Here is a 17,532-nt window from a genome sequence, read left to right as displayed (position 1 = left end):
GGGATGTGCCGACATATTGAACCACGCACCACGTCTTGTAAAAATCGATTCCGGTTTTTACGCCGGTGCTATAGGCAAACCACCTGTCATTTCCGCCGATTGCGACGGGTAAAAAGGCAAGTGCCGAAAGAATACGTAGGGATCCGGGGTTATGGCAAAAGCAAAACTGACACGCGCAGAACAGAAGATACAACGTCCGTTGGAAATTCTCGACGCCGCATTCGAGGAATTCACCAAGAGAGGATTTACGGCCACGCGGGTGGAGGACATTGCCGAGCGGGTGGGAGTGACGAAAGGCACGGTCTACGTCTATTTCGAAACCAAGGAGGCTCTTTTCGAGGCGATGATCAGGCATGCCTCGGCACCTTTTCAGGAGGCATTCAAGGCCTATGCACGCACGTCCGATGATCCCGTCGAGGAGCTTCGGATGCTTCTTGAATTCCTGTTCGACGCCCTTGTCGACAATAGAAAGATGCGGGAACTGTTTCGCTTCATCGTTGCGGAAGGAGCAAAATTCCCCGATCTCATCGACCAGCACCATGACGTGGTGATGGCGCCGGTATTCGAGCGGATCAATACGATCCTCGAAGATGGCGTGGCGAAAAAAAGGTTTAGAGCCAACCCCACCGAACTGGCCAAGGTCGTCATGTCACCCATAGTCGGAACATTGGTTTTCCGGTTGATTTTCGACGATCGGCGCAGTCTGGACAAGCAGGTCGTTCTGAAGATTCATCTCGAACTGATAATGCGCGGGCTGCTGGCATAAGGGGCACTCTCCTGCCAGTCGACGACCCCTGATGCTGCGATCTGATACATAGCAAGAAACCTTAAATGTCGGGCGCGATACAGCCACAATGCTGCGGTAAGGGTCTATTGCCTCGAGCATATTGCTCGTATTTGAACGAGTAATTGCCATCCTGTTGCCGAGACCCGCTCAACACTCCAACTTTTCAGCGATTTTAGTTGCCGAGTCGAGCTGTGCTCCTGCGCGAGAATGCCAGTGCCGATTAAATTCTAGTACCATTCAATCAATTTGAGGTCACCCTGCCCCTCTGTGCAAACAGCGCAGGTACAGTTAGACAGAACAGGTTCCAGCCGCGCAGAGTTGTGCGAGTTCCTCGCCGAGCAGATCGACTTAATTAACCGTTTCAGATTTCAGGAGCGAGCTTACAGCTCGAACATTTATGAACAAAACAGTGAATGCCCGGGCCGAGCAGAGCACGGAACCGTCGCGGCAACGCGTGTTGGCTCGAGATCGGGCTATTCCAGAATACGACCGCCAGCGCGGTGAACACTTTTTTCGAAATGCAGGTGACCAGAAGGATTGCTATCAACCATGACCGCGACGTTAACAGCCCAATTACCTGGCGGCGCGAGTGAAAAGGCCCTGCTTAAAATACTTTCGAATTATCGCAAACCCCGGACGGGCCGCAGCCTGTACGAACTTGCCGTGACGCTTGTTCCCTTTGTATTCCTTTGGGCAGCAGCGTCGGTATCGATTCATTTTGGTTACTGGCTTGGCCTGCTTCTGGTGATCCCCGCAGCCGGATTCCTGTTGAGGCTCTTCATACTGCAACACGATTGCGGACACGGCTCTTTTTTCGGGCGCCGTCGCTGGGATGACTGGACGGGTCGCGCAATCGGTATCCTGACGCTGACGCCCTACGACTATTGGCGCCGCGCGCATGCGGAACACCATGCGTCAGCTGGCAATCTCGATGAGCGAGGGGTTGGCGACATTACAACTCTGACCGTGACCGAATATCGTGCGCTCTCCCCGCGCGGAAAACTCGGTTATCGCTTGTACAGGCATCCGCTGGTGATGTTCGGCATCGGTCCTGCTTTCCTGTTTCTGTTCAAACAAAGGCTACCGTTTGGCATGATGCGGTCTGGAGCGTTGCCCTGGATTTCGACAATGGCAACAAATGCCGGTGTGGCCGTATTGGCCATTCTTCTTATCTGGGCGATAGGGCTCGTGCCTTTTCTGTTGGTTCATCTGCCAATAGTGCTGCTTGCCGGGTCAGCAGGTGTCTGGCTGTTTTATGTCCAGCACCAGTTTGAAGAAACCCACTGGTCCAAGCCTCCGGAATGGACTTTTCCCCATGCGGCGATGCATGGCGCCTCGTATTACGATCTGCCGGGTCCGCTGCGTTGGATCACCGGCAATATCGGCATGCACCATGTCCACCATTTGTCGAGCAAGGTACCTTTTTACAGGTTGCCAGAGATTCTGCACGACTACCCGGAGCTTGCGAAACTTGGTCGCATCAGCCTTCGCGACAGCCTGGGCTGCGTAAAGCTCATTCTGTGGGACGAATCCACAAAACGGCTGATTTCGCTACGTGAGGCAGAAAAGCAACCGCGATAGATGAGAGCTGGAGCGACGCAATACCCATTGAGCCGGTGCGTGAGATATCATTCCGCTAAATGCAGAACCGACCCCAACGAGACGTGGCCAACAGTGTAGGTTTGCATTGTTTCAGTAACGGCCGGCACTGTCGGCCAGAGGTTGAACTGTAGCAGCAGCCATTTTGTTGGATCGAATGCGGCTATGGCCGCGAGCGCGCCGGCCCTGATTGCTGAACGCGCGTCCGCGGTCGCGGTATCGCGCAGCTTGGCCAGATCACAATGGGGCGCTATGGACCGGACCTCCCGTGTGGCATATCGCGAGGCTGTAAGATCAGGTACGTGGTCGGCGTGCCAGACCAGCCACGTCTGCACCGACGGCCAGCCGAAGTCCCGTGTCAGAACCGCAAAACCTGGACCGGACAGGAAGCTGTCTATCCCTTCTGGCTCATCCCATAGATAGAACGGCGCGTAGAGGTTTTCAGCACTGGTGAAGCCGGCCTCCTGCTTTCTCGCCGAAAGATAGGCCTTGAAACGCAGGCGTGGAAAGCCATCGAGCAGCGGCCCCTTCTCCCTTATGCGCCGGTCTATGATCGCCATGTCGTAGCCGGCAGGCAGCGTGAAGCTGTATTGCATGGCGATCATGACGTGCTCTCCTCTTTTTTGACAGGTCCCATCCAGTGGACGGCAGTTCCACTCCTGACCGGCTGGACGCTGAGATAGCTGAAGGGACAGGACGGCGCGGCGCCATGCCAATGGGCTTCGCCGGGCGCAAACCACACCGCATCTCCGGCACGGACTTCACGCGGATCGTCACCCTTGCGTTGGACGAGACCGATGCCATCCAGCACGAAGAGAAGCTGGCCGCGCGGATGACTGTGCCAATGGGTCACGACCCCCGGCGGCACAAAAGCGCGCATTGCCGTCATCTCGCCATCGATCCGGCTCGATAACAGCATCTGGACGAGGAAGGATCCGCTGGAGATACCCTCAGGTGCAGCAACTATTCCGTCACCGGCTCGACGCACGCTCATGGTGGATGGACAGGCCGGTTGCATGTCGAAAAAATCAGTCATCGGCCACTCCCATCCGCTGGTGTGCCTGCTGAAACGCCTGATGCAAAGGACCAGTCATCAAACGTCGAGTTGACGATGGCGACCATCACATCCTCCGGCCTCACACCGGGCGACACCGCCAGATTTTCGACGAGCCTCGCATAGAAGCGCGCCTTGGTTTCCGGCGATCGCGTCTTACCCGTGGTGATATGAAAGAAAATGAAATCATCCGACCGAGGGCCGCCGCGATATGTTCGGTCGAAGATCAGTTCGCCCGGTTGGTGCTGGTGGATTGCAGCGAAGCGGTCGTTTTCCGGAACGTCAAAGCAGTCGACAAGCGCGCGGTCGAGACTGTCGGAAACCGCCTTGAGATAGTCGGCGGATTTGCCCGCAAGCAGAGATATTCGGGTGAAAGGCATGGATGCGCTCCGTTCAAGAGGATTGACAGCCACACTATGAAACGACATCATCATCCTGAAAATCAAATTATTCAGGACATTACGTCCTGATTTTAGGGACATTTAATTTGCGCCTTACCCATCTGGATCTGGACGCGCTCCGCAGTTTCGTGATTGGCATCGAGACCGGGTCGTTCGCGCAGGCCGCAGACAGACTGGGGCGTTCGACCTCTGCGGTCAGCGCACAACTCAAGAAGCTGGAGGACCAGGCCGAAACTGCTCTGGTGCGCAAATCCGGCCGGGGGCTGGCGCTGACCGAGAGCGGCGAAGTGCTGCTGTCCTATGCCAGCCGCATATTGAGCCTGAATGACGAGGCGATCAGCGCCGTTCGCGGGCCGGAACTCGCAGGCTGGATCCGCCTCGGGATTCAGGAGGATTTCGGAGAAACTGTGTTGCCGCAGGTGCTGGGCCGTTTCGCACGCGCCCATCCACGGGTTCGGATCGAAGGGCGCATCGCTCGCAATAGCGAATTGCGGGAGAAGGTCGAGTCCGGCCATCTTGACCTCGCCTTGGCCTGGAACGACGACACGGCTTCGCCAGCTGAAACGGTTGCATCCATGCCACTGTGCTGGCTGGGCGCGGAGGAAGCAGAAACTGTCTGGCAGACCGGCGAGAAAGAGCCGCTGCCACTTGCAGTCTTGGAAGCGCCGTGCCTTTTACGTAGCATTGCCTGCAACCACCTTGATCAACAGCGTATCGCTTGGCGCATTGCATTCGTCAGCCCGAGCCTCGGCGGGTTGTGGGCTGCGACAGCCGCAGGCCTTGGCATCGCACTTCGCACACCGTTCGGCCGGCCGCCTGCCGTACGGGTTCTCGATCCACTCACCAATGGTTTGCCACAACTCCCGTCGCTGGGGCTCAGCCTTCTTCGCTCCGGAAAAGACGAAAATCCAATCAGCGCCCATCTCGCCACGATCATCCGCCAAGCCTTGCAGGAAACGCTGCCGGAAGCATGGATAGCGCGACCGTAATCTCTGAAACAGCATAAGCTTCCGCCAAGATTATAGGTACGGCGAAGCTGCGGGGGAATCTTGGCCCCGGCTCAAGGCTTGCGCTCAATTCACTAAAATTCCGCATAATATCTTTAATTATCATAATAAACATGATTATCTGCGGTCATGGATTCAACAGACCGCAAAATCATCAGTCTTCTTGCAGAAGACGCCCGCCGCTCTCTGGCCGATATCGGAAATGTCGTGGAGCTTTCCGCTTCGGCCGTGAACGAGCGCATCCGACGCCTGACGGCCAGCGGGGCGATCCGTCGCATCACCGTTGATGCCGATCCATCCGCATTCGATTTGCCCGTGATCGCCTTCGTGTGGATCGCGTTGGCGCCGGATGCGGACGAGGCCGCGTTTCGTGTCTATGCGGCGTCGCAGTCCGCTATTGCGGAATGTCACCATGTGACCGGGCAGTGGTCCTACCTCGTCAAAGTTCACGTCGGGTCGCTGGCGGAGATCGAAACCTTTCTGGCGACAATGAAACAGAACGGGTTCCTTGCCCGTACCGAAACGATCATCGCACTGTCTTCTGTCGTGCCGGGACCATTTATGCCGAAGGAAAGCGTGGACTGATGGAACTGATGCTCGTTTTGAAAAGCATTGTGCTGGGCCTTGCGGTCGCAGCCCCGCTCGGCCCCATCGGCGCCCTCTGCATCAACCGGACCCTTGAGCGCGGGTTCTGGGCGGGAGTGGCAGGTGGCCTTGGGACTGCTCTAGCGGATGCTGTGTATGCCAGCCTCGCAGCGCTCGGCTTTTCCGCTTTCGCGGCGACCCTTGCGACAATCGATACGCCGCTCAAAATCGTTGGCGGCCTTTTCATGCTGTGGCTCGGCTGGAAAAGCCTGAGGCCCAAACCTCTGGCAGAAGCGGCCAAGGTTGGAGCGCGCGATCTGCTCGGCACCATCACCGCGACCTTTTTCCTGACGATCACCAACCCCATGACGATTCTGTCCTTTGCAGCAATTTTCGCGGGTCTCGGCCTTGCTGACGCATCGGGAGCGACGAGCGCGTTTTTTGTGGTCGCGGGCGTTTTTCTAGGCTCTTTATTGTGGTGGTTCATGTTGAGCGGCGGCGTTGCATTTGCCCGGCAGCGCCTTCCCACCACCTTTGCCCGCTGGGTTTCCCGCCTGTCCGGAGTGATCCTTGTCTTATTCGGGATTTTTTCCCTAGGTTCACTTGCCTGGGGCATGATGGCTCATTGAAATGCAACGGTTTTATCTGCGGCTCCAACTTCTGGGAAAATCGGCGCTCCCTCCACGGCCGCATTGAGATCGGCGTCGTCGACGATGAAGGGCGCATTGCCGCCAAGTTCCAGTCCCAGTTTCTTGATGGTCGGCGCGCATTGCCGGTAGAGATGTCCTCCCGTGCTCGCCGAAGAGCATGGGATCATTAAGATGCATATTTCCGACCCTCAACAGAAAACCTGCGCCGACGCGGGATCGAAGGCCAGATGCACGAGATCACCACGGTTGAGGCCCGAAATTGCCTCATGGCCAAATGGCAGACGCACGGCAAAGGGCTCTCCCGAACCTGTATGGGCGACGACATGGACGTTGTTGCCAAGGAAGGTGATATCGCTGACGGTGGCCTGAAAACCGGCGTAAGAGCCGGGCCTGTTGCGGCTGAGCTGTAAACGCTCCGGACGCAGCATCAGCGCCGCCTTTTTTCCCGGCGCAGCTTCGCCATGAACCGGAATTTGGTCAAAGACGATATTCTGCCCGAGCGAAACCGTCGCCTTGCCGCCCGAGGCGGCGAGGAGATCGCAGGCGATGAAGTCGCTGTCACCGATGAATTCGGCCACGAAGCGGGTGGTGGGATGAGCGTAAAGCTCCGGCCCCGTACCGATCTGGTCAATCACGCCTTTTGAAAACACCGCGATCCGGTCGGAGAGACGCAAGGCCTCTTCCTGATCGTGGGTGACGTAAAGGATCGTTACTTCCGTCTGCTGGTGGATGCGACGGATTTCGAACTGGATTTCTTCCCTGAGCTTCTTGTCGAGCGCCGAGAGCGGCTCGTCCATCAGAAGAACAGGCGGATCATAAGCGAGCGCCCTTGCCAAGGCCACGCGCTGCTGCTGGCCGCCCGACATCTGCGCAGGCTTTCTGTCCTCGAAACCTTCGAGACGAACGAGCCTCAGCATCTCCTTCACCTTCGCATCGATTTCCGCCTTGCTCTTTCGGCGCACTTTCAGCGGAAAGGCGATATTCTCGCCAACGGACAGATGCGGAAACAGCGTGTAACGCTGGAAGACCATGCCGATATTGCGCTTGTGCGACGGCGTGGAGAGCAGGCTTTGGCCGTTCAGCAGGATGTCGCCCGCCGTCGGCTGTTCGAAACCGGCCAGAATGTAGAGCGTCGTGCTCTTGCCCGAACCGGATGGTCCGAGAAACGTCATGAACTCGCCCGGCTGCACCTCGAGATTGACGTCCTGAACGGCGACGACCGGTCCGTATTGCTTGGCGATGCCGCGAATTTGCAGGAGCGGTTTGGTCATGTTTTCAGTCCTTTTCGCACAGCCGCGACAAGCAGCATGAGAATGATGGTCACCGCGATGAGAAGCGTCGATGCAGCGGCGATCACCGGCGTCAGATCCTGCCGCAGCGTCGCCCAGATTTTCACCGGCAGCGTCTGCAACGTTGGACTTGCCATGAAGATCGCCAGCACCACCTCATCCCAGGAAGTGAGGAAAGAAAAGATCGCGGCTGAGAACAGGCCATGGCTGATGGCCGGCAAGGTGATGCGGATTTTGGCCTGCAGCGGGCTCGCGCCGCATAGCACTGCAGCGTCTTCGATCGATTTGTCGAAACCCTCGAGCGCGCTGGTCAACGCCAGAATGGAGAAAGGCAGCGCCACGACAAGATGGGCAATGACAAAGCCCGTGGTGGTGCCCGCAAGGCCGAGCTTCAGGAAAAAAGCATAAAGCGCCACCGCCAGCACCACGACAGGCAGGATCATCGGCGTCATGAACAAAGCCCGCAGACCCTCGCGCCCGATGAAACGCCCCCGCACCAGGCCGAAGGAGGCGACGAGGCCGATCAGCACCGACAGGACTGTGACCATCACGGCGATACGCAGGCTTGTCCAGGCAGCATCCAGCCACCTCGGATCGGCAAAGAAATCCGCATACCATTTCAGCGTCCAGCCGGGCGGCGGAAAGATCAGCCATTGCGACGAGCCGAAGGACAAAGCGGCGATGAAGACAATCGGCAGGATAAGGAATGCCGCTGTCAGCACTGTGATGAAAAGGAGCAGCCACTTCCATGCGCCAAGGCTGTTGTAGTTCAAAAGCATGTCAGCGCCCCCCTGCCCCGGCCGCGCCGAAGAATTTCAGCTGGATTGCGTAAAGCGTCAGCGTCACCACCAGAAGCACCAGCGCCGCTGCGCCGCCCATGCCCCAGTTGACGAGAGACTGCACGAATTGCGCGATAAGCTCGGCCAGCATCATGTTCGCCGTGCCGCCCAGCAGCGCCGGGGTGACGAAATAGCCAAGCGACATGACGAACACCATCAGCGCGCCGGAGATCATACCCGGAGCGGCAAGTGGAATGAGAACGCGGGTCAGCGCCTGAAAGCGGGTTGCCCCGCACAGCGCCGCCGCCTGGAGAATGGCCGGATCGATCTTGCGGATGACGCCATAGAGCGGAATGATGATGAATGGCAGCATGATATAGGTCATGCCGATCGTGACGCCGGTCAGGTTGTTGACCAGTGCAAGCGGCTTGTCGATGATGCCAAGGCCCATCAGCGTCTTGTTGACGACACCCGTCCGCTGCAACAGCACCATCCAGGCATAGGTGCGTGCCAGAAGGTTGGTCCACATGGACAGAAGCAAAATTGCGAAAACGACGGAGGCAAGCCGCGACGGCATGATGGCAAGCGCCCACGCGACAGGAAAACCGATGACCAGCGTTACGAGCGTGACCAGCGCCGAGACCGCGAATGTATTGAAGAAAATCTTCAGGTAGGTGGAGCTGCCCAGCAATGCGGCGTAATTGCCAAAGCCCGGCACCGGCTCGGTAACGCTGCGCGACAGCAGGATGATAACCGGCACGACGAAGAACAGTGCAAGCAGAACGAATGCCGGCAGGGTGGCGGCAAAATTGCCGGGCCGGAAGGGCATCCGCACCTTCGTCTTCGGGCTTTCTGTTTCATCGGTAAGCGAGACCATGCCCAAACCTCCCCGGAGGTGAAAATTTGCGCGGGCGCTTTTGGCTGCCCGCGCCGTTGCCTTACTTGGCCTGCCAGGCGTACCAGCGCTCACCGATCTCGTCACGATGTTGCGCCCAGTAGTTCATGTCGGCATTGACCTGGCTCGCTGTCTGCTGGTCAGGCAGGGTCTTTGCCGTTTCCGGATCCATCAGCTTTGCGGATTCGACATTGACCGGGGCATAACCTGTGGCAGACGCCATATCCGCCTGCGCCTGCGCGGAGGTCGCAAGAGCAATGAACTTCATCGCCGCGTCCTTGTTCTTCGTTCCCTTGGGAACGACGAGGGAATCCGCTGCCGTGATGTTCTGCTCCCAGGAGGTCTCCACCTTCACACCGCTCTTCTCAAGCGCTGTCATGCGGCCGTTCCAGACGCTGCCGAAAGGTGCCTCCGCAGAAGCGATCAACTGCTGCGATTGCGCACCGCCAGACCACCAGATGATATCGGATTTGATCGTGTCCAGCTTCTTGAAGGCGCGATCGAGATCAAGCGGGTATAGCTTGTCGGCGGCAACACCATCGGCCAGCAGCGCTGCTTCGATCACACCCGGTGCGGACCACTTGTAAAAGGTGCGCTTGCCGGGGAACTTTGCCGTATCGAAAAGGTCGGCCCAGCTCTTGGGGCAGGCGGCTACAGCATCGACATTGCAGCCGATGACGAAGGAATAATAGAAGCTTCCGACGGAGTAATCAGTGACGAAACGAGGGTCGAGCTTCGTTTTGTCGATGACGGCGAAATCAAGCTTCTCCAGCAGGCCCTTCGGCCCGGCCTGCGCGGCGTAGTCGCCCTCCACGTCGACCACATCCCATGTCACGCCGTTCGCCTCGACCATGGCTTTCAGCTTGCCATAGTCCGTAGGGCCATCCTGAAGCACGTTGATGCCGGTCGCCACCATGAATTTTTCGGCCCAGGCCGCCTTCTGGGCGTCCTGCGTGGTTCCTCCCCAGCTGGAAAAAACCAGATCATTCGCCTGTGCGGATGCGCCCAGGGCGAAAATTGCTGCGCATGTCATCAATACCAGTTTCGATCTCATGTTCCCTTACTCCGTTTTAGAGCTTGTTGTTGGCATGCACTTCGCGGCCGGCAGATTCACTTCAGCGGTGAAAAAGGCGCCGGCTTCATGATCTTGTTTTCGGCGACTTCAATGAGGTCGCGGATTTTCGGCAAGAAGGATAACCAGCGCGGATCGGCCATCAGCTTTGCGCGCCGCTCCTCGCGGTCATCCAGGCTGGAAAAGGCCCAGATGTGGACAATTTCATTGATCGGCCCGATCTCGGAAAAGAAGTAACCCACCAGCTCGCCCAGATGGCTTTTCTGGATTTCGATGCCTTCCTCCTCGACAACCCGAAGGTAGGCCGGAATGGCGCCGTTCTTCAGCCGGTAGGTGCGGATTTCGTAAAACATCGCGTCACCGCATCACGAATGGATCGGGGATCGGGTCATCGGAGGTTCTAAGCCATATGGTCTTCGTGCGCGTGTAATCGAGCGCTGCCGCAAGCCCGCCTTCGCGACCATCACCGGAAAGACCGAAACCGCCGAAAGGCGCAATCGGTGAGACGGCGCGATAGGTGTTCACCCAGACCACACCGGCGCGGATCGCCTTCATCAGCCGATGGGCGCGCGTCAGGTTCTGCGTGAAGACGCCCGAGGCGAGGCCATAGACCGTGTCATTGGCCAAAGCGATCGCTTCCGCCTCGGTTTCGAAGGAAACAACCGAAAGAACCGGGCCGAAGAACTCCCTTTCCATGGACGGCGAACGAATGCCGTCACAATCGAGAATGGTCGGAGGGTAGAAATAACCAGCGCCATCCACCGCCACACCGCCCGTCACCACCTTCGCACCGGCTTTTTCGGAAGCAGAGACCAGAGAGACAATATGCTTGCGCTGCCGCTCGGTCGCGAGCGGCCCCACTTCCGTTGCCATGTCCAGCGGCGAGCCGACGCGGATCGCCTCAGCCTTCGCCTTCAAAATCCCGAGGAAGCGATCCTTCACGCTTCTCTCGACGATCAGCCGTGATCCGGCAACACAGCTCTGACCGGTCGCCGCGAAAATTCCCGCGACCTGCGCATTGGCGGCGCTTTCGAGATCGGCGTCGGCAAAGACGAGGATTGGCGATTTGCCGCCGAGTTCGAGCGACGTGGAGGCAAGATTTTCGGCCGAATTGCGAACGATTTGACGCGCCGTTTCCGGCCCGCCGGTAAAGGCGATATGGGCCACCTTCGGGTGCGTGGTGAGTGCCGTGCCGCAGGACGCACCGAAACCAGTGACTATATTGACGACGCCGGCAGGAAAACCAGCCTCCTGCACTAGCCGGGCGAACTCCAGAAGCGGCGCCGGTCCGTCTTCCGAGGCCTTGATGACGATTGTGCAGCCGGCAGCGAGCGCCGGGCCGATTTTAACGGCTGCCAGAAAAAGCTGGCTGTTCCACGGGACGATCGCGGCCACCACACCCACGGGTTCGCGCCGCAGCCAGACATCCATGTCCGGCTTGTCGATCGGCAGGTAGGCACCCTCGATCTTGTCAGCCAAGCCCGCATAATAGCGATAATAGTCCGCGACATAGGCAATCTGCGCCGAGGTCTCGCGGATGATCTTGCCGGTGTCACGGGTTTCGAGCTCGGCAAGCGTCTTTGCATTTTCGGCAACCAGATCGGCAAGCCGATAGAGCAGCTTGCCGCGTTGCGTCGCCGTCAGTTTCGACCAGGCGGCATCGTCATAAAGCGCCCGATGCGCAGCCTCTACGGCGCGGCTAATATCCGCTTCGCGGCTTTCCGGCATTTCTGCCCAAGGTTCACCGGTTGCCGGGTCGAGGCTGGAAAAGCTCGCCTCACCATCCTCGAAGCGCCCGTCGATGTAACATTGGAAACGGCGCATCATCTTACTCCTTGAAAGTCGGCATGACATCGGAAAGGAAGCGTTCCAGCGAGGCCTTCTTGCGCTCGAAGCTCATGCCGGTATCGATCCAGAAGGAATATTCGTCGTAGCCCATGGCCTCGTAGGCCTTAAGCCGGGTAATGACTTCATCGGCATCGCCGACAACGTTGTTCTTGCGCATGACATCACCGGAAAGCATGGCGTTTGCGACAATCTCCTCCGGCGCAATACGCTCGATCAGCCCTTGATGAACGGGCTTTTCGTTTTTGAACCATGCAAAGAAGTAGTTGTAATAGACGCTCATCTCATGGGCCGCCTGGGCAATGTCGGCTTCACCGGAACCGACATAGGTGTGGCGCAGCAGCATGATTTTCGGCCGCTGTTTATCCGGATTTTTCGCGCAGGCATCGTTGAAGCGGCCCATCAGGGTTTCCACCTCGTCATCGCCTTGCCAGAGCGGCGTCACCTGAACATTGCAATCATTGGCTACAGCGAATTCATGTGAATTCGGATCACGCGCCGCCACCCAAATGGGCGGAAAAGGCTGCTGCAGTGGTTTGGGAGCCGATGTGGTGGCCGGGAACTTGAAGAATTCGCCGTCGTGGGTGTAGTCACCCGCCCAAACCCCTTTGACAGCCGGAATAAGCTCGCGCATCCGCTGGCCGGCGCCCCAGGCATCGAGGCCTGGAAGCAGCCGCTCATATTCGAACGAATAGGCGCCACGCGCGATGCCGATATCAAGACGGCCGTCACAGATCAGATCCGCCATCGCCGCTTCTCCGGCAAGCTTGATCGGGTGCCAGAAAGGCGCGATCACCGTTCCCGTACCCAGGCGTGCCGTCTTCGTACGCCGCGCCAGATCGGCGATCGTTACAAAGGGGTTGGGCGCTATGGTGAAATCCATGCCGTGATGTTCGCCGGTCCAGATGGCATGCATGCCACCACGATCGGCGATCTCGCATAGTGTCACGAACTCCTCGTAGAGTGTCTTGTGGTCCTGGGAGGCGTCCAGCCGCTCCATGTGAACGAAGAGGGAGAATTTCATGGTTTTGGCCCCTTCATGGAGATGGGATGAACCTTGCCGGCGGTCTCGTTCCCGACATAAACACCGAAATTGCCGATCGAGCTTTCCAGCACGAAACGATTGACGATATCCGCCGTAGCGCCAGAGTCGAATTTTGCCGAAGCCAGCGCGCCGGGCAACAGAAAACGGCCCTCGCGCGGCGCTTGATCGCCATCGGCAAGCGCGTGATAGACGACGTGTTGGCGCCCATCCGTCTTGTTCTCATAAACCGAGTAGAGAAATCCCGTTTTGACGGAGAGACCCGTCAGGTCTTCGAGACGTGATGTCAGCGCCGCGGCCGGATCGCCGCTTGCCACGACACAGCCGGGAAGCGACAGCACGTCGTCGCCAACGAGGTAAATCTCGCCGCGCCGTTCCAGAACGGCGCCCACGACGATATCGCCCTCTGCCGCTGCCGATACCGCCTTTGCAGCCAGCATCGGCGTGAAATAGCCGCCGCGCGCATAACCGAGACCGTTCAGGCCGCTATTGTCGAAAGCCTCGATACGGCCGAGCAGAATGACATGATCGCCGGCCTCGATAACCTCCTGCATCGAACATTCGAACCAGGCCGCGACGTCTGCAAAGACCGGGGAGCCCTTCGGCGCATCCAACCAGCTGGCGGTGGCGAAACGGTCTTCGACCGGCCGGGCGAAGGTGTTGGAGAGGTCCTTCTGGCTTTCCGACAGAATATTGACCGCGAAGTTTTTGGTGCCGGTCATCGTCATGAAATTGCGCGAGCTGCGGGCAAGGCAGATCAGCAGCAACGGCGGATCGAGCGAAACCGAGGTGAAGGAGTTGGCGGTAAAACCGATGGGCTTTCCTGCATCGTCCCGGGTGGTCACGATTGTTACTCCCGTAACGAAAGCGCCGAATGCATCGCGCAAAGCGCGCGGATCAAGGGTTGCAACAGTCATTGCGGCTCCTCCTCTAAAGCCAGCCATTCGGCCATCATCGCATTGACAGTTTCAGGTGCGGTCAGGTTGACCATATGCCGGTGCGCCTCAACGACGCGGGCGTAACCGCGCGGTGTGATCGCCGCCATCTGCTCGGCCATCAACGGCGTCGAATTGGGGTCGTCCGAACCCGTCAGGAAAAGAGCCGGGCAGATGACCGAGGGCCACCGATCCGCATAGGTCTCGTCGCCGTCCGCAAATGCGGTATAGGCAACCGCGTAACCTTCGGGATCGACCATTTCCAGCCAACCTCGAGTCAACTCCCGCGCCTGCTGGCTCTTTGGATCGTCGCCGAACCAGCGTAACAAAGGGCCTTCCTTGTCCACGCCGGTGGTCCGGATGGCAGCCGCGCGTGCAAGAACCGCAGCCTTCGCGACCGGATCACGGCGGTAAACGCCGTTCAGATAACCGACGCGCGCAATTCGATCTCCAAAGGTTGCAGCGGCACCGCCGGAAATCAGCGCACCCATGGAATGCCCGGCCACATTGGCACGCGCGATCCGCATATCGTCAAGAAACCGGCCGAACCAGCCGACAAAATCCTTGAGCGTGCTGCCCGCTGGCAGGCGTTCACTGCCTCCATGCCCCGGCATATCTACCGCGATGACACGGTGCGTCTTCGAAAAGATTTCGATCTGCGGCTTCCAGGCTTCCAGCCGCATTCCCACACCGTGGATGAGGATCAGGTCTTCACCCGCGCCTGCCTCGAAATAGGCCGCCCCGCCCTCGGTCACCTTGCGAGGGAGCGCGGCAGCACCTGCCTTTGCAGCATTGACCCGTGACGTGGTGGCGGCCTCCTGCATTTGCATCACCCTCAAACGCCCGCCGGGTTGGCGACATCCTGACCGAGATCCTTCAGATCCTGATACCGGTCGCCGATGCGGTGATGAGGCCTGCCGCCGACTGAAGCACCGAGCGCGACGACGATCTCGTCGGCAGCCGGAGCATCGGGAACGGAGGTCTGGATAGTCAGGTAGTGCGAACGGCGGCCTTCATCGTTCTTGTCCATTAAGGGGATCATGATCGGCGCATTGCCGGGACCACGCGTATTGCAGAAGGCCAGATAGGACTTGGCACCCACAGCCTGACGATAGTGATTGCCGAAACGCAGCGTGTGAATGAGCGCGGAGGCATGTTCGATCTCACCATCCAGCCCGACGACGGCCGCCTTGCCATAGGCCTCCACCGCTTCGCCGGAACCCACGGCATCAAGGATCATCTTCGTCAGCAGTTCGCCCAGCACCGGCGCCCCGGCGTGGATTTCCGGTTTGAGGTCATCCACGAAGCCTTTTCCAGCCCAGGGATTTTTCACGACCGCGATGGCGGTGAACAGCTTCAAAGGTGTCGCTGCGGCCTTGCCTCCTTCAATCAACGTTGTTTCGACCTGCAACAGGGTCTTACGGATCTGGATGGGCATTGGCGTTCTCTCCGATAAATATGATGTCTTATGGTATGCCATAATATGTAAGTGTCAAGTGGCGGAAATCTGTGGCTTGAAGTTGCGAAAAATGACAGTTCTTACAGGATGTTATGGCTCAAGGCCCTTCCATGCGGCCGTCAAAGGCCAGTTCGTAAAGGCGCGTCATTTCCGCTGCCGTCGGAACCCGTGGGTTATTTGCCGGTGTGCCGGAGGCGAGGCCTTGTCGCACCATTTCCGGCAAAAGATCGAGATAGCGGGTTTTGTCGATACCGAATTCCTGCGGGGTCGGCACCTTCAGCCGCCTGTTCAGGCCGATGAAAGCCTCCACCATCTTTGCGCCTGCAATCTGGTCACTGTCCGTCGAACTGGCGCAACCAAGTGCGCGGGCAGCGGCGGCATATTGCGGTAGAGCGGAATTCAACGAAAATTGTGTGACCAACGGCAGTACCATCGCATTCGACATGCCGTGCGGAACGTGGAAAAAGGCACCGACCGGCCGGCTGAGGCCGTGGATCAACGCTGTGGATGTGTTGGAAACGGCAAGACCCGCATGCGTCGCCCCGAGCATCATCGCTTCGCGTGCTTCCCGGTTTTGCGGGTCGTTCGCGACTTTTTCGAGATTTGCCCCGATCAGTTTCAGCGCGGACAGCGCCAACGCCTCGGAATGGGCATTACCGTTGCGGTTGACCAGCGCTTCCAACGCATGGGTCAGCGCATCTATGCCGGTATCGACCGTGACGCGGTAAGGGCAGGTCAGCGTCAGCTCGTAATCGATGATGGCCGCCACGGGCAAAGCGGCAGTGCCGAGGATGAGCATTTTTTCGCTGGCAGCCGTGTCCGTCACGACGGCGGCGCGTGTTACTTCCGATCCGGTTCCTGCGGTTGTGGGTATGGCAATTACCGGCATGACGGCAAAATCCACGATCCTTGGAACTTTCAGCGCCCGCAGCTCTTCGCCACTGGTTGCAACGATGGCACCTGCTTTCGCCGTATCCATGGCGCTACCGCCGCCGAGTGCGACGAGACCATCATGGCCTCCCCCGGAAACGCGTTTCACCAGTGTGGCGATGGATATATCCGTTGGATCTTCTACGACATCCGCAAAAATGGCGGCATCGATACCCTCGCCGCCAAGCGCCTGCAAAAGCGCATCCGCATGGCCGAGTTTCTGCATGACTGGATCGCAGACGAGCAGAGGGCGCTTCACCCCCAGAGATTTCAACAGTGACGGCAATCGGAAACGGCTGCCACCGCCGATGAGCATTTCGCGAGGCATCAGGACACGGTTTATCATTGCGGTTCTCCGCCACTATCATTCTGCGTTGTTCGGAACGGCCTAAGGCACACGATCTGAAGCGGGATTTCGCCATCCCGCTCCGGTCGCCGTGGCCTCAATGCGCCAGGATTTTCGACAGGAACGAGCGTGCGCGATCCGTCTTCGGATTGGTGAAGAAGCTGTCCCCCTCGCCGATCTCGACGATCTCGCCGCCATCCATGAAGACGATGCGGTCAGCCACCTTGCGGGCAAACCCCATTTCATGCGTCACCACCATCATCGTCATGCCTTCCTGCGCAAGCGAGACCATGACGTCGAGCACCTCGTTGATCATTTCCGGATCAAGCGCCGATGTAGGCTCGTCAAAAAGCATGGCGACCGGATCCATCGCCAGCGCGCGGGCGATTGCGACGCGCTGCTGCTGACCGCCGGAAAGTTGACCGGGATATTTCTTCGCATGCGCGGTAAGCCCCACCCGCTCCAGAAGGGCGTTGGCTTTGACCAGCGCCTCCGCAGGGGAGCGGCCGAGAACCTTCTCCTGCCCGATGCACAGATTTTCGAGGATCGTCATATGCGGGAAGAGTTCGAAATGCTGGAACACCATGCCTACTTTGGAGCGCAGCTTAGGCATATCGGTCTTGGGGTTGGTCACCTCAACCCCGTTGACTGTGATGATGCCGTTGCCGATCGTCTCCAGCGCATTGACGCATTTGATCAGCGTCGACTTGCCCGAACCGGACGGACCGCAGATCACGACGACTTCGCCCTTGGCTACATTCAGGCTGCAATTGGTCAGAACCTGAAAGGTCGGACCGTACCATTTGTTGACGGATTGAAGTTCGATCATGCTGGTTGCTTGAGACATCGGACTTCTC

20 protein-coding genes and 1 pseudogene are annotated in these 17,532 nt (G+C 58.6%); 5 read left to right on the top strand and 16 right to left on the bottom strand.

Going from position 1 to position 17,532, the window contains the following annotated elements:
* Nucleotides 1-151 precede the first annotated feature (151 nt).
* Entirely contained in the window at nt 152-766 is a 615-nt protein-coding gene (locus ACQZ5Y_RS06285; RefSeq protein ID WP_003511481.1) for a TetR/AcrR family transcriptional regulator, read from the top strand.
* Nucleotides 767-1,336: 570 nt separating this feature from the next.
* On the top strand, nt 1,337-2,368 hold the full coding sequence (locus ACQZ5Y_RS06280) for a fatty acid desaturase (protein WP_065662440.1): 1,032 nt from the start codon (nt 1,337-1,339) through the stop codon (nt 2,366-2,368).
* Between the two features lie 47 nt (nt 2,369-2,415).
* On the opposite strand, the gene ACQZ5Y_RS06275 is transcribed toward ACQZ5Y_RS06280, so the two are convergent.
* From ACQZ5Y_RS06275 to ACQZ5Y_RS06265, 3 genes are read right to left on the bottom strand one after another with little or no spacing between them, the layout of a single operon-like run.
* On the bottom strand, nt 2,416-2,991 hold the full coding sequence (locus tag ACQZ5Y_RS06275; RefSeq protein WP_174060120.1) for a DUF4865 family protein: 576 nt from the start codon (nt 2,989-2,991) through the stop codon (nt 2,416-2,418).
* Complete coding sequence (locus tag ACQZ5Y_RS06270) at nt 2,988-3,422, bottom strand: cupin domain-containing protein (RefSeq protein ID WP_075807632.1); 435 nt, start codon at nt 3,420-3,422, stop codon at nt 2,988-2,990. The genes ACQZ5Y_RS06275 and ACQZ5Y_RS06270 overlap by 4 nt, the downstream gene beginning before the upstream one ends.
* Nucleotides 3,419-3,820 carry a tautomerase family protein gene (locus ACQZ5Y_RS06265; protein WP_111795509.1) on the bottom strand — a complete coding sequence of 134 codons (402 nt, stop codon included), beginning with the start codon at nt 3,818-3,820 and terminating at the stop codon, nt 3,419-3,421. Before ACQZ5Y_RS06265 ends, ACQZ5Y_RS06270 begins: the two co-directional genes overlap by 4 nt.
* A 107-nt stretch (nt 3,821-3,927) precedes the next feature.
* On the opposite strand from ACQZ5Y_RS06265, the gene ACQZ5Y_RS06260 reads away from it, so the two are divergent.
* The 3 genes from ACQZ5Y_RS06260 (at nt 3,928) to ACQZ5Y_RS06250 (ending at nt 6,062) form a co-directional block, all read left to right on the top strand.
* Nucleotides 3,928-4,830, top strand: coding sequence for a LysR substrate-binding domain-containing protein (locus tag ACQZ5Y_RS06260; RefSeq protein ID WP_174060121.1), 903 nt, complete (start codon nt 3,928-3,930; stop codon nt 4,828-4,830).
* Nucleotides 4,831-4,977: 147 nt separating this feature from the next.
* Nucleotides 4,978-5,433 (top strand): Lrp/AsnC family transcriptional regulator, encoded by a 456-nt coding sequence (locus ACQZ5Y_RS06255; protein WP_013761886.1) that lies wholly within the window; start codon nt 4,978-4,980, stop codon nt 5,431-5,433.
* A complete protein-coding gene (locus ACQZ5Y_RS06250; RefSeq protein WP_035199708.1) occupies nt 5,433-6,062 on the top strand; it encodes a LysE family translocator in 630 nt (209 codons plus the stop codon). Before ACQZ5Y_RS06255 ends, ACQZ5Y_RS06250 begins: the two co-directional genes overlap by 1 nt.
* Before the next feature lie 38 nt (nt 6,063-6,100).
* Here ACQZ5Y_RS06250 and ACQZ5Y_RS06245 read toward each other — a convergent pair.
* From ACQZ5Y_RS06245 to ACQZ5Y_RS06185, 13 genes and pseudogenes are all read right to left on the bottom strand, one after another.
* Nucleotides 6,101-6,235 (bottom strand): annotated as a pseudogene (locus tag ACQZ5Y_RS06245) (aldehyde dehydrogenase family protein); the annotation flags it as partial.
* A 36-nt stretch (nt 6,236-6,271) separates the two neighbouring features.
* Entirely contained in the window at nt 6,272-7,354 is a 1,083-nt protein-coding gene (locus ACQZ5Y_RS06240) for an ABC transporter ATP-binding protein (protein ID WP_174060123.1), read from the bottom strand.
* A complete protein-coding gene (locus tag ACQZ5Y_RS06235) occupies nt 7,351-8,151 on the bottom strand; it encodes an ABC transporter permease (protein WP_013761889.1) in 801 nt (266 codons plus the stop codon). The genes ACQZ5Y_RS06240 and ACQZ5Y_RS06235 overlap by 4 nt, the downstream gene beginning before the upstream one ends.
* Nucleotide 8,152: 1 nt before the next feature.
* Entirely contained in the window at nt 8,153-8,980 is an 828-nt protein-coding gene (locus tag ACQZ5Y_RS06230) for an ABC transporter permease (protein ID WP_419458307.1), read from the bottom strand.
* Nucleotides 8,981-9,089: 109 nt separating this feature from the next.
* Nucleotides 9,090-10,100, bottom strand: a complete 1,011-nt coding sequence (locus ACQZ5Y_RS06225) for an ABC transporter substrate-binding protein (RefSeq protein ID WP_026330721.1) — start codon at nt 10,098-10,100, stop codon at nt 9,090-9,092.
* A 56-nt stretch (nt 10,101-10,156) separates the two neighbouring features.
* Nucleotides 10,157-10,471, bottom strand: coding sequence for an NIPSNAP family protein (locus ACQZ5Y_RS06220; RefSeq protein WP_111799713.1), 315 nt, complete (start codon nt 10,469-10,471; stop codon nt 10,157-10,159).
* Nucleotides 10,472-10,475: 4 nt separating this feature from the next.
* Entirely contained in the window at nt 10,476-11,942 is a 1,467-nt protein-coding gene (locus ACQZ5Y_RS06215; protein ID WP_174060124.1) for an aldehyde dehydrogenase, read from the bottom strand.
* A gap of 4 nt (nt 11,943-11,946) precedes the next feature.
* Nucleotides 11,947-12,987 (bottom strand): LLM class flavin-dependent oxidoreductase, encoded by a 1,041-nt coding sequence (locus tag ACQZ5Y_RS06210; protein ID WP_174060125.1) that lies wholly within the window; start codon nt 12,985-12,987, stop codon nt 11,947-11,949.
* Entirely contained in the window at nt 12,984-13,922 is a 939-nt protein-coding gene (locus ACQZ5Y_RS06205) for a flavin reductase family protein (protein ID WP_174060126.1), read from the bottom strand. The genes ACQZ5Y_RS06210 and ACQZ5Y_RS06205 overlap by 4 nt, the downstream gene beginning before the upstream one ends.
* Nucleotides 13,919-14,764, bottom strand: coding sequence for an alpha/beta fold hydrolase (locus ACQZ5Y_RS06200; RefSeq protein ID WP_174060127.1), 846 nt, complete (start codon nt 14,762-14,764; stop codon nt 13,919-13,921). Before ACQZ5Y_RS06200 ends, ACQZ5Y_RS06205 begins: the two co-directional genes overlap by 4 nt.
* A gap of 11 nt (nt 14,765-14,775) precedes the next feature.
* Nucleotides 14,776-15,378: an amino acid synthesis family protein gene (locus tag ACQZ5Y_RS06195; RefSeq protein WP_003511499.1), complete on the bottom strand. Its 603-nt coding sequence runs from the start codon at nt 15,376-15,378 to the stop codon at nt 14,776-14,778.
* 118 nt (nt 15,379-15,496) lie between these two features.
* Nucleotides 15,497-16,675, bottom strand: coding sequence for an iron-containing alcohol dehydrogenase (locus ACQZ5Y_RS06190; RefSeq protein WP_003511500.1), 1,179 nt, complete (start codon nt 16,673-16,675; stop codon nt 15,497-15,499).
* Between the two features lie 97 nt (nt 16,676-16,772).
* Nucleotides 16,773-17,504, bottom strand: a complete 732-nt coding sequence (locus ACQZ5Y_RS06185) for an amino acid ABC transporter ATP-binding protein (RefSeq protein WP_025595347.1) — start codon at nt 17,502-17,504, stop codon at nt 16,773-16,775.
* Between the last annotated feature and the right edge of the window lie 28 nt (nt 17,505-17,532).

It is taken from the genome of Agrobacterium sp. A3-95 (genome assembly GCF_053521785.1).
The sequence above is the reverse complement of the archived record's forward strand: the minus strand, read 5'-3'. Positions and strand labels throughout refer to the sequence as shown.

Excerpts from the sequence above, each read along its gene's own strand:
- ACQZ5Y_RS06285 (WP_003511481.1), top strand. The coding sequence starts at position 152 with ATGGCAAAAGCAAAACTGACACGCGCAGAACAGAAGATACAACGTCCG.
- ACQZ5Y_RS06280 (WP_065662440.1), top strand. The coding sequence starts at position 1,337 with ATGACCGCGACGTTAACAGCCCAATTACCTGGCGGCGCGAGTGAAAAG.
- ACQZ5Y_RS06275 (WP_174060120.1), bottom strand. The coding sequence starts at position 2,991 with ATGATCGCCATGCAATACAGCTTCACGCTGCCTGCCGGCTACGACATG.
- ACQZ5Y_RS06270 (WP_075807632.1), bottom strand. The coding sequence starts at position 3,422 with ATGACTGATTTTTTCGACATGCAACCGGCCTGTCCATCCACCATGAGC.
- ACQZ5Y_RS06265 (WP_111795509.1), bottom strand. The coding sequence starts at position 3,820 with ATGCCTTTCACCCGAATATCTCTGCTTGCGGGCAAATCCGCCGACTAT.
- ACQZ5Y_RS06255 (WP_013761886.1), top strand. The coding sequence starts at position 4,978 with ATGGATTCAACAGACCGCAAAATCATCAGTCTTCTTGCAGAAGACGCC.
- ACQZ5Y_RS06250 (WP_035199708.1), top strand. The coding sequence starts at position 5,433 with ATGGAACTGATGCTCGTTTTGAAAAGCATTGTGCTGGGCCTTGCGGTC.
- ACQZ5Y_RS06240 (WP_174060123.1), bottom strand. The coding sequence starts at position 7,354 with ATGACCAAACCGCTCCTGCAAATTCGCGGCATCGCCAAGCAATACGGA.
- ACQZ5Y_RS06235 (WP_013761889.1), bottom strand. The coding sequence starts at position 8,151 with ATGCTTTTGAACTACAACAGCCTTGGCGCATGGAAGTGGCTGCTCCTT.
- ACQZ5Y_RS06230 (WP_419458307.1), bottom strand. The coding sequence starts at position 8,980 with ATGCCCTTCCGGCCCGGCAATTTTGCCGCCACCCTGCCGGCATTCGTT.
- ACQZ5Y_RS06225 (WP_026330721.1), bottom strand. The coding sequence starts at position 10,100 with ATGAGATCGAAACTGGTATTGATGACATGCGCAGCAATTTTCGCCCTG.
- ACQZ5Y_RS06220 (WP_111799713.1), bottom strand. The coding sequence starts at position 10,471 with ATGTTTTACGAAATCCGCACCTACCGGCTGAAGAACGGCGCCATTCCG.
- ACQZ5Y_RS06215 (WP_174060124.1), bottom strand. The coding sequence starts at position 11,942 with ATGCGCCGTTTCCAATGTTACATCGACGGGCGCTTCGAGGATGGTGAG.
- ACQZ5Y_RS06210 (WP_174060125.1), bottom strand. The coding sequence starts at position 12,987 with ATGAAATTCTCCCTCTTCGTTCACATGGAGCGGCTGGACGCCTCCCAG.
- ACQZ5Y_RS06205 (WP_174060126.1), bottom strand. The coding sequence starts at position 13,922 with ATGACTGTTGCAACCCTTGATCCGCGCGCTTTGCGCGATGCATTCGGC.
- ACQZ5Y_RS06200 (WP_174060127.1), bottom strand. The coding sequence starts at position 14,764 with ATGCAGGAGGCCGCCACCACGTCACGGGTCAATGCTGCAAAGGCAGGT.
- ACQZ5Y_RS06195 (WP_003511499.1), bottom strand. The coding sequence starts at position 15,378 with ATGCCCATCCAGATCCGTAAGACCCTGTTGCAGGTCGAAACAACGTTG.
- ACQZ5Y_RS06190 (WP_003511500.1), bottom strand. The coding sequence starts at position 16,675 with ATGATAAACCGTGTCCTGATGCCTCGCGAAATGCTCATCGGCGGTGGC.
- ACQZ5Y_RS06185 (WP_025595347.1), bottom strand. The coding sequence starts at position 17,504 with ATGATCGAACTTCAATCCGTCAACAAATGGTACGGTCCGACCTTTCAG.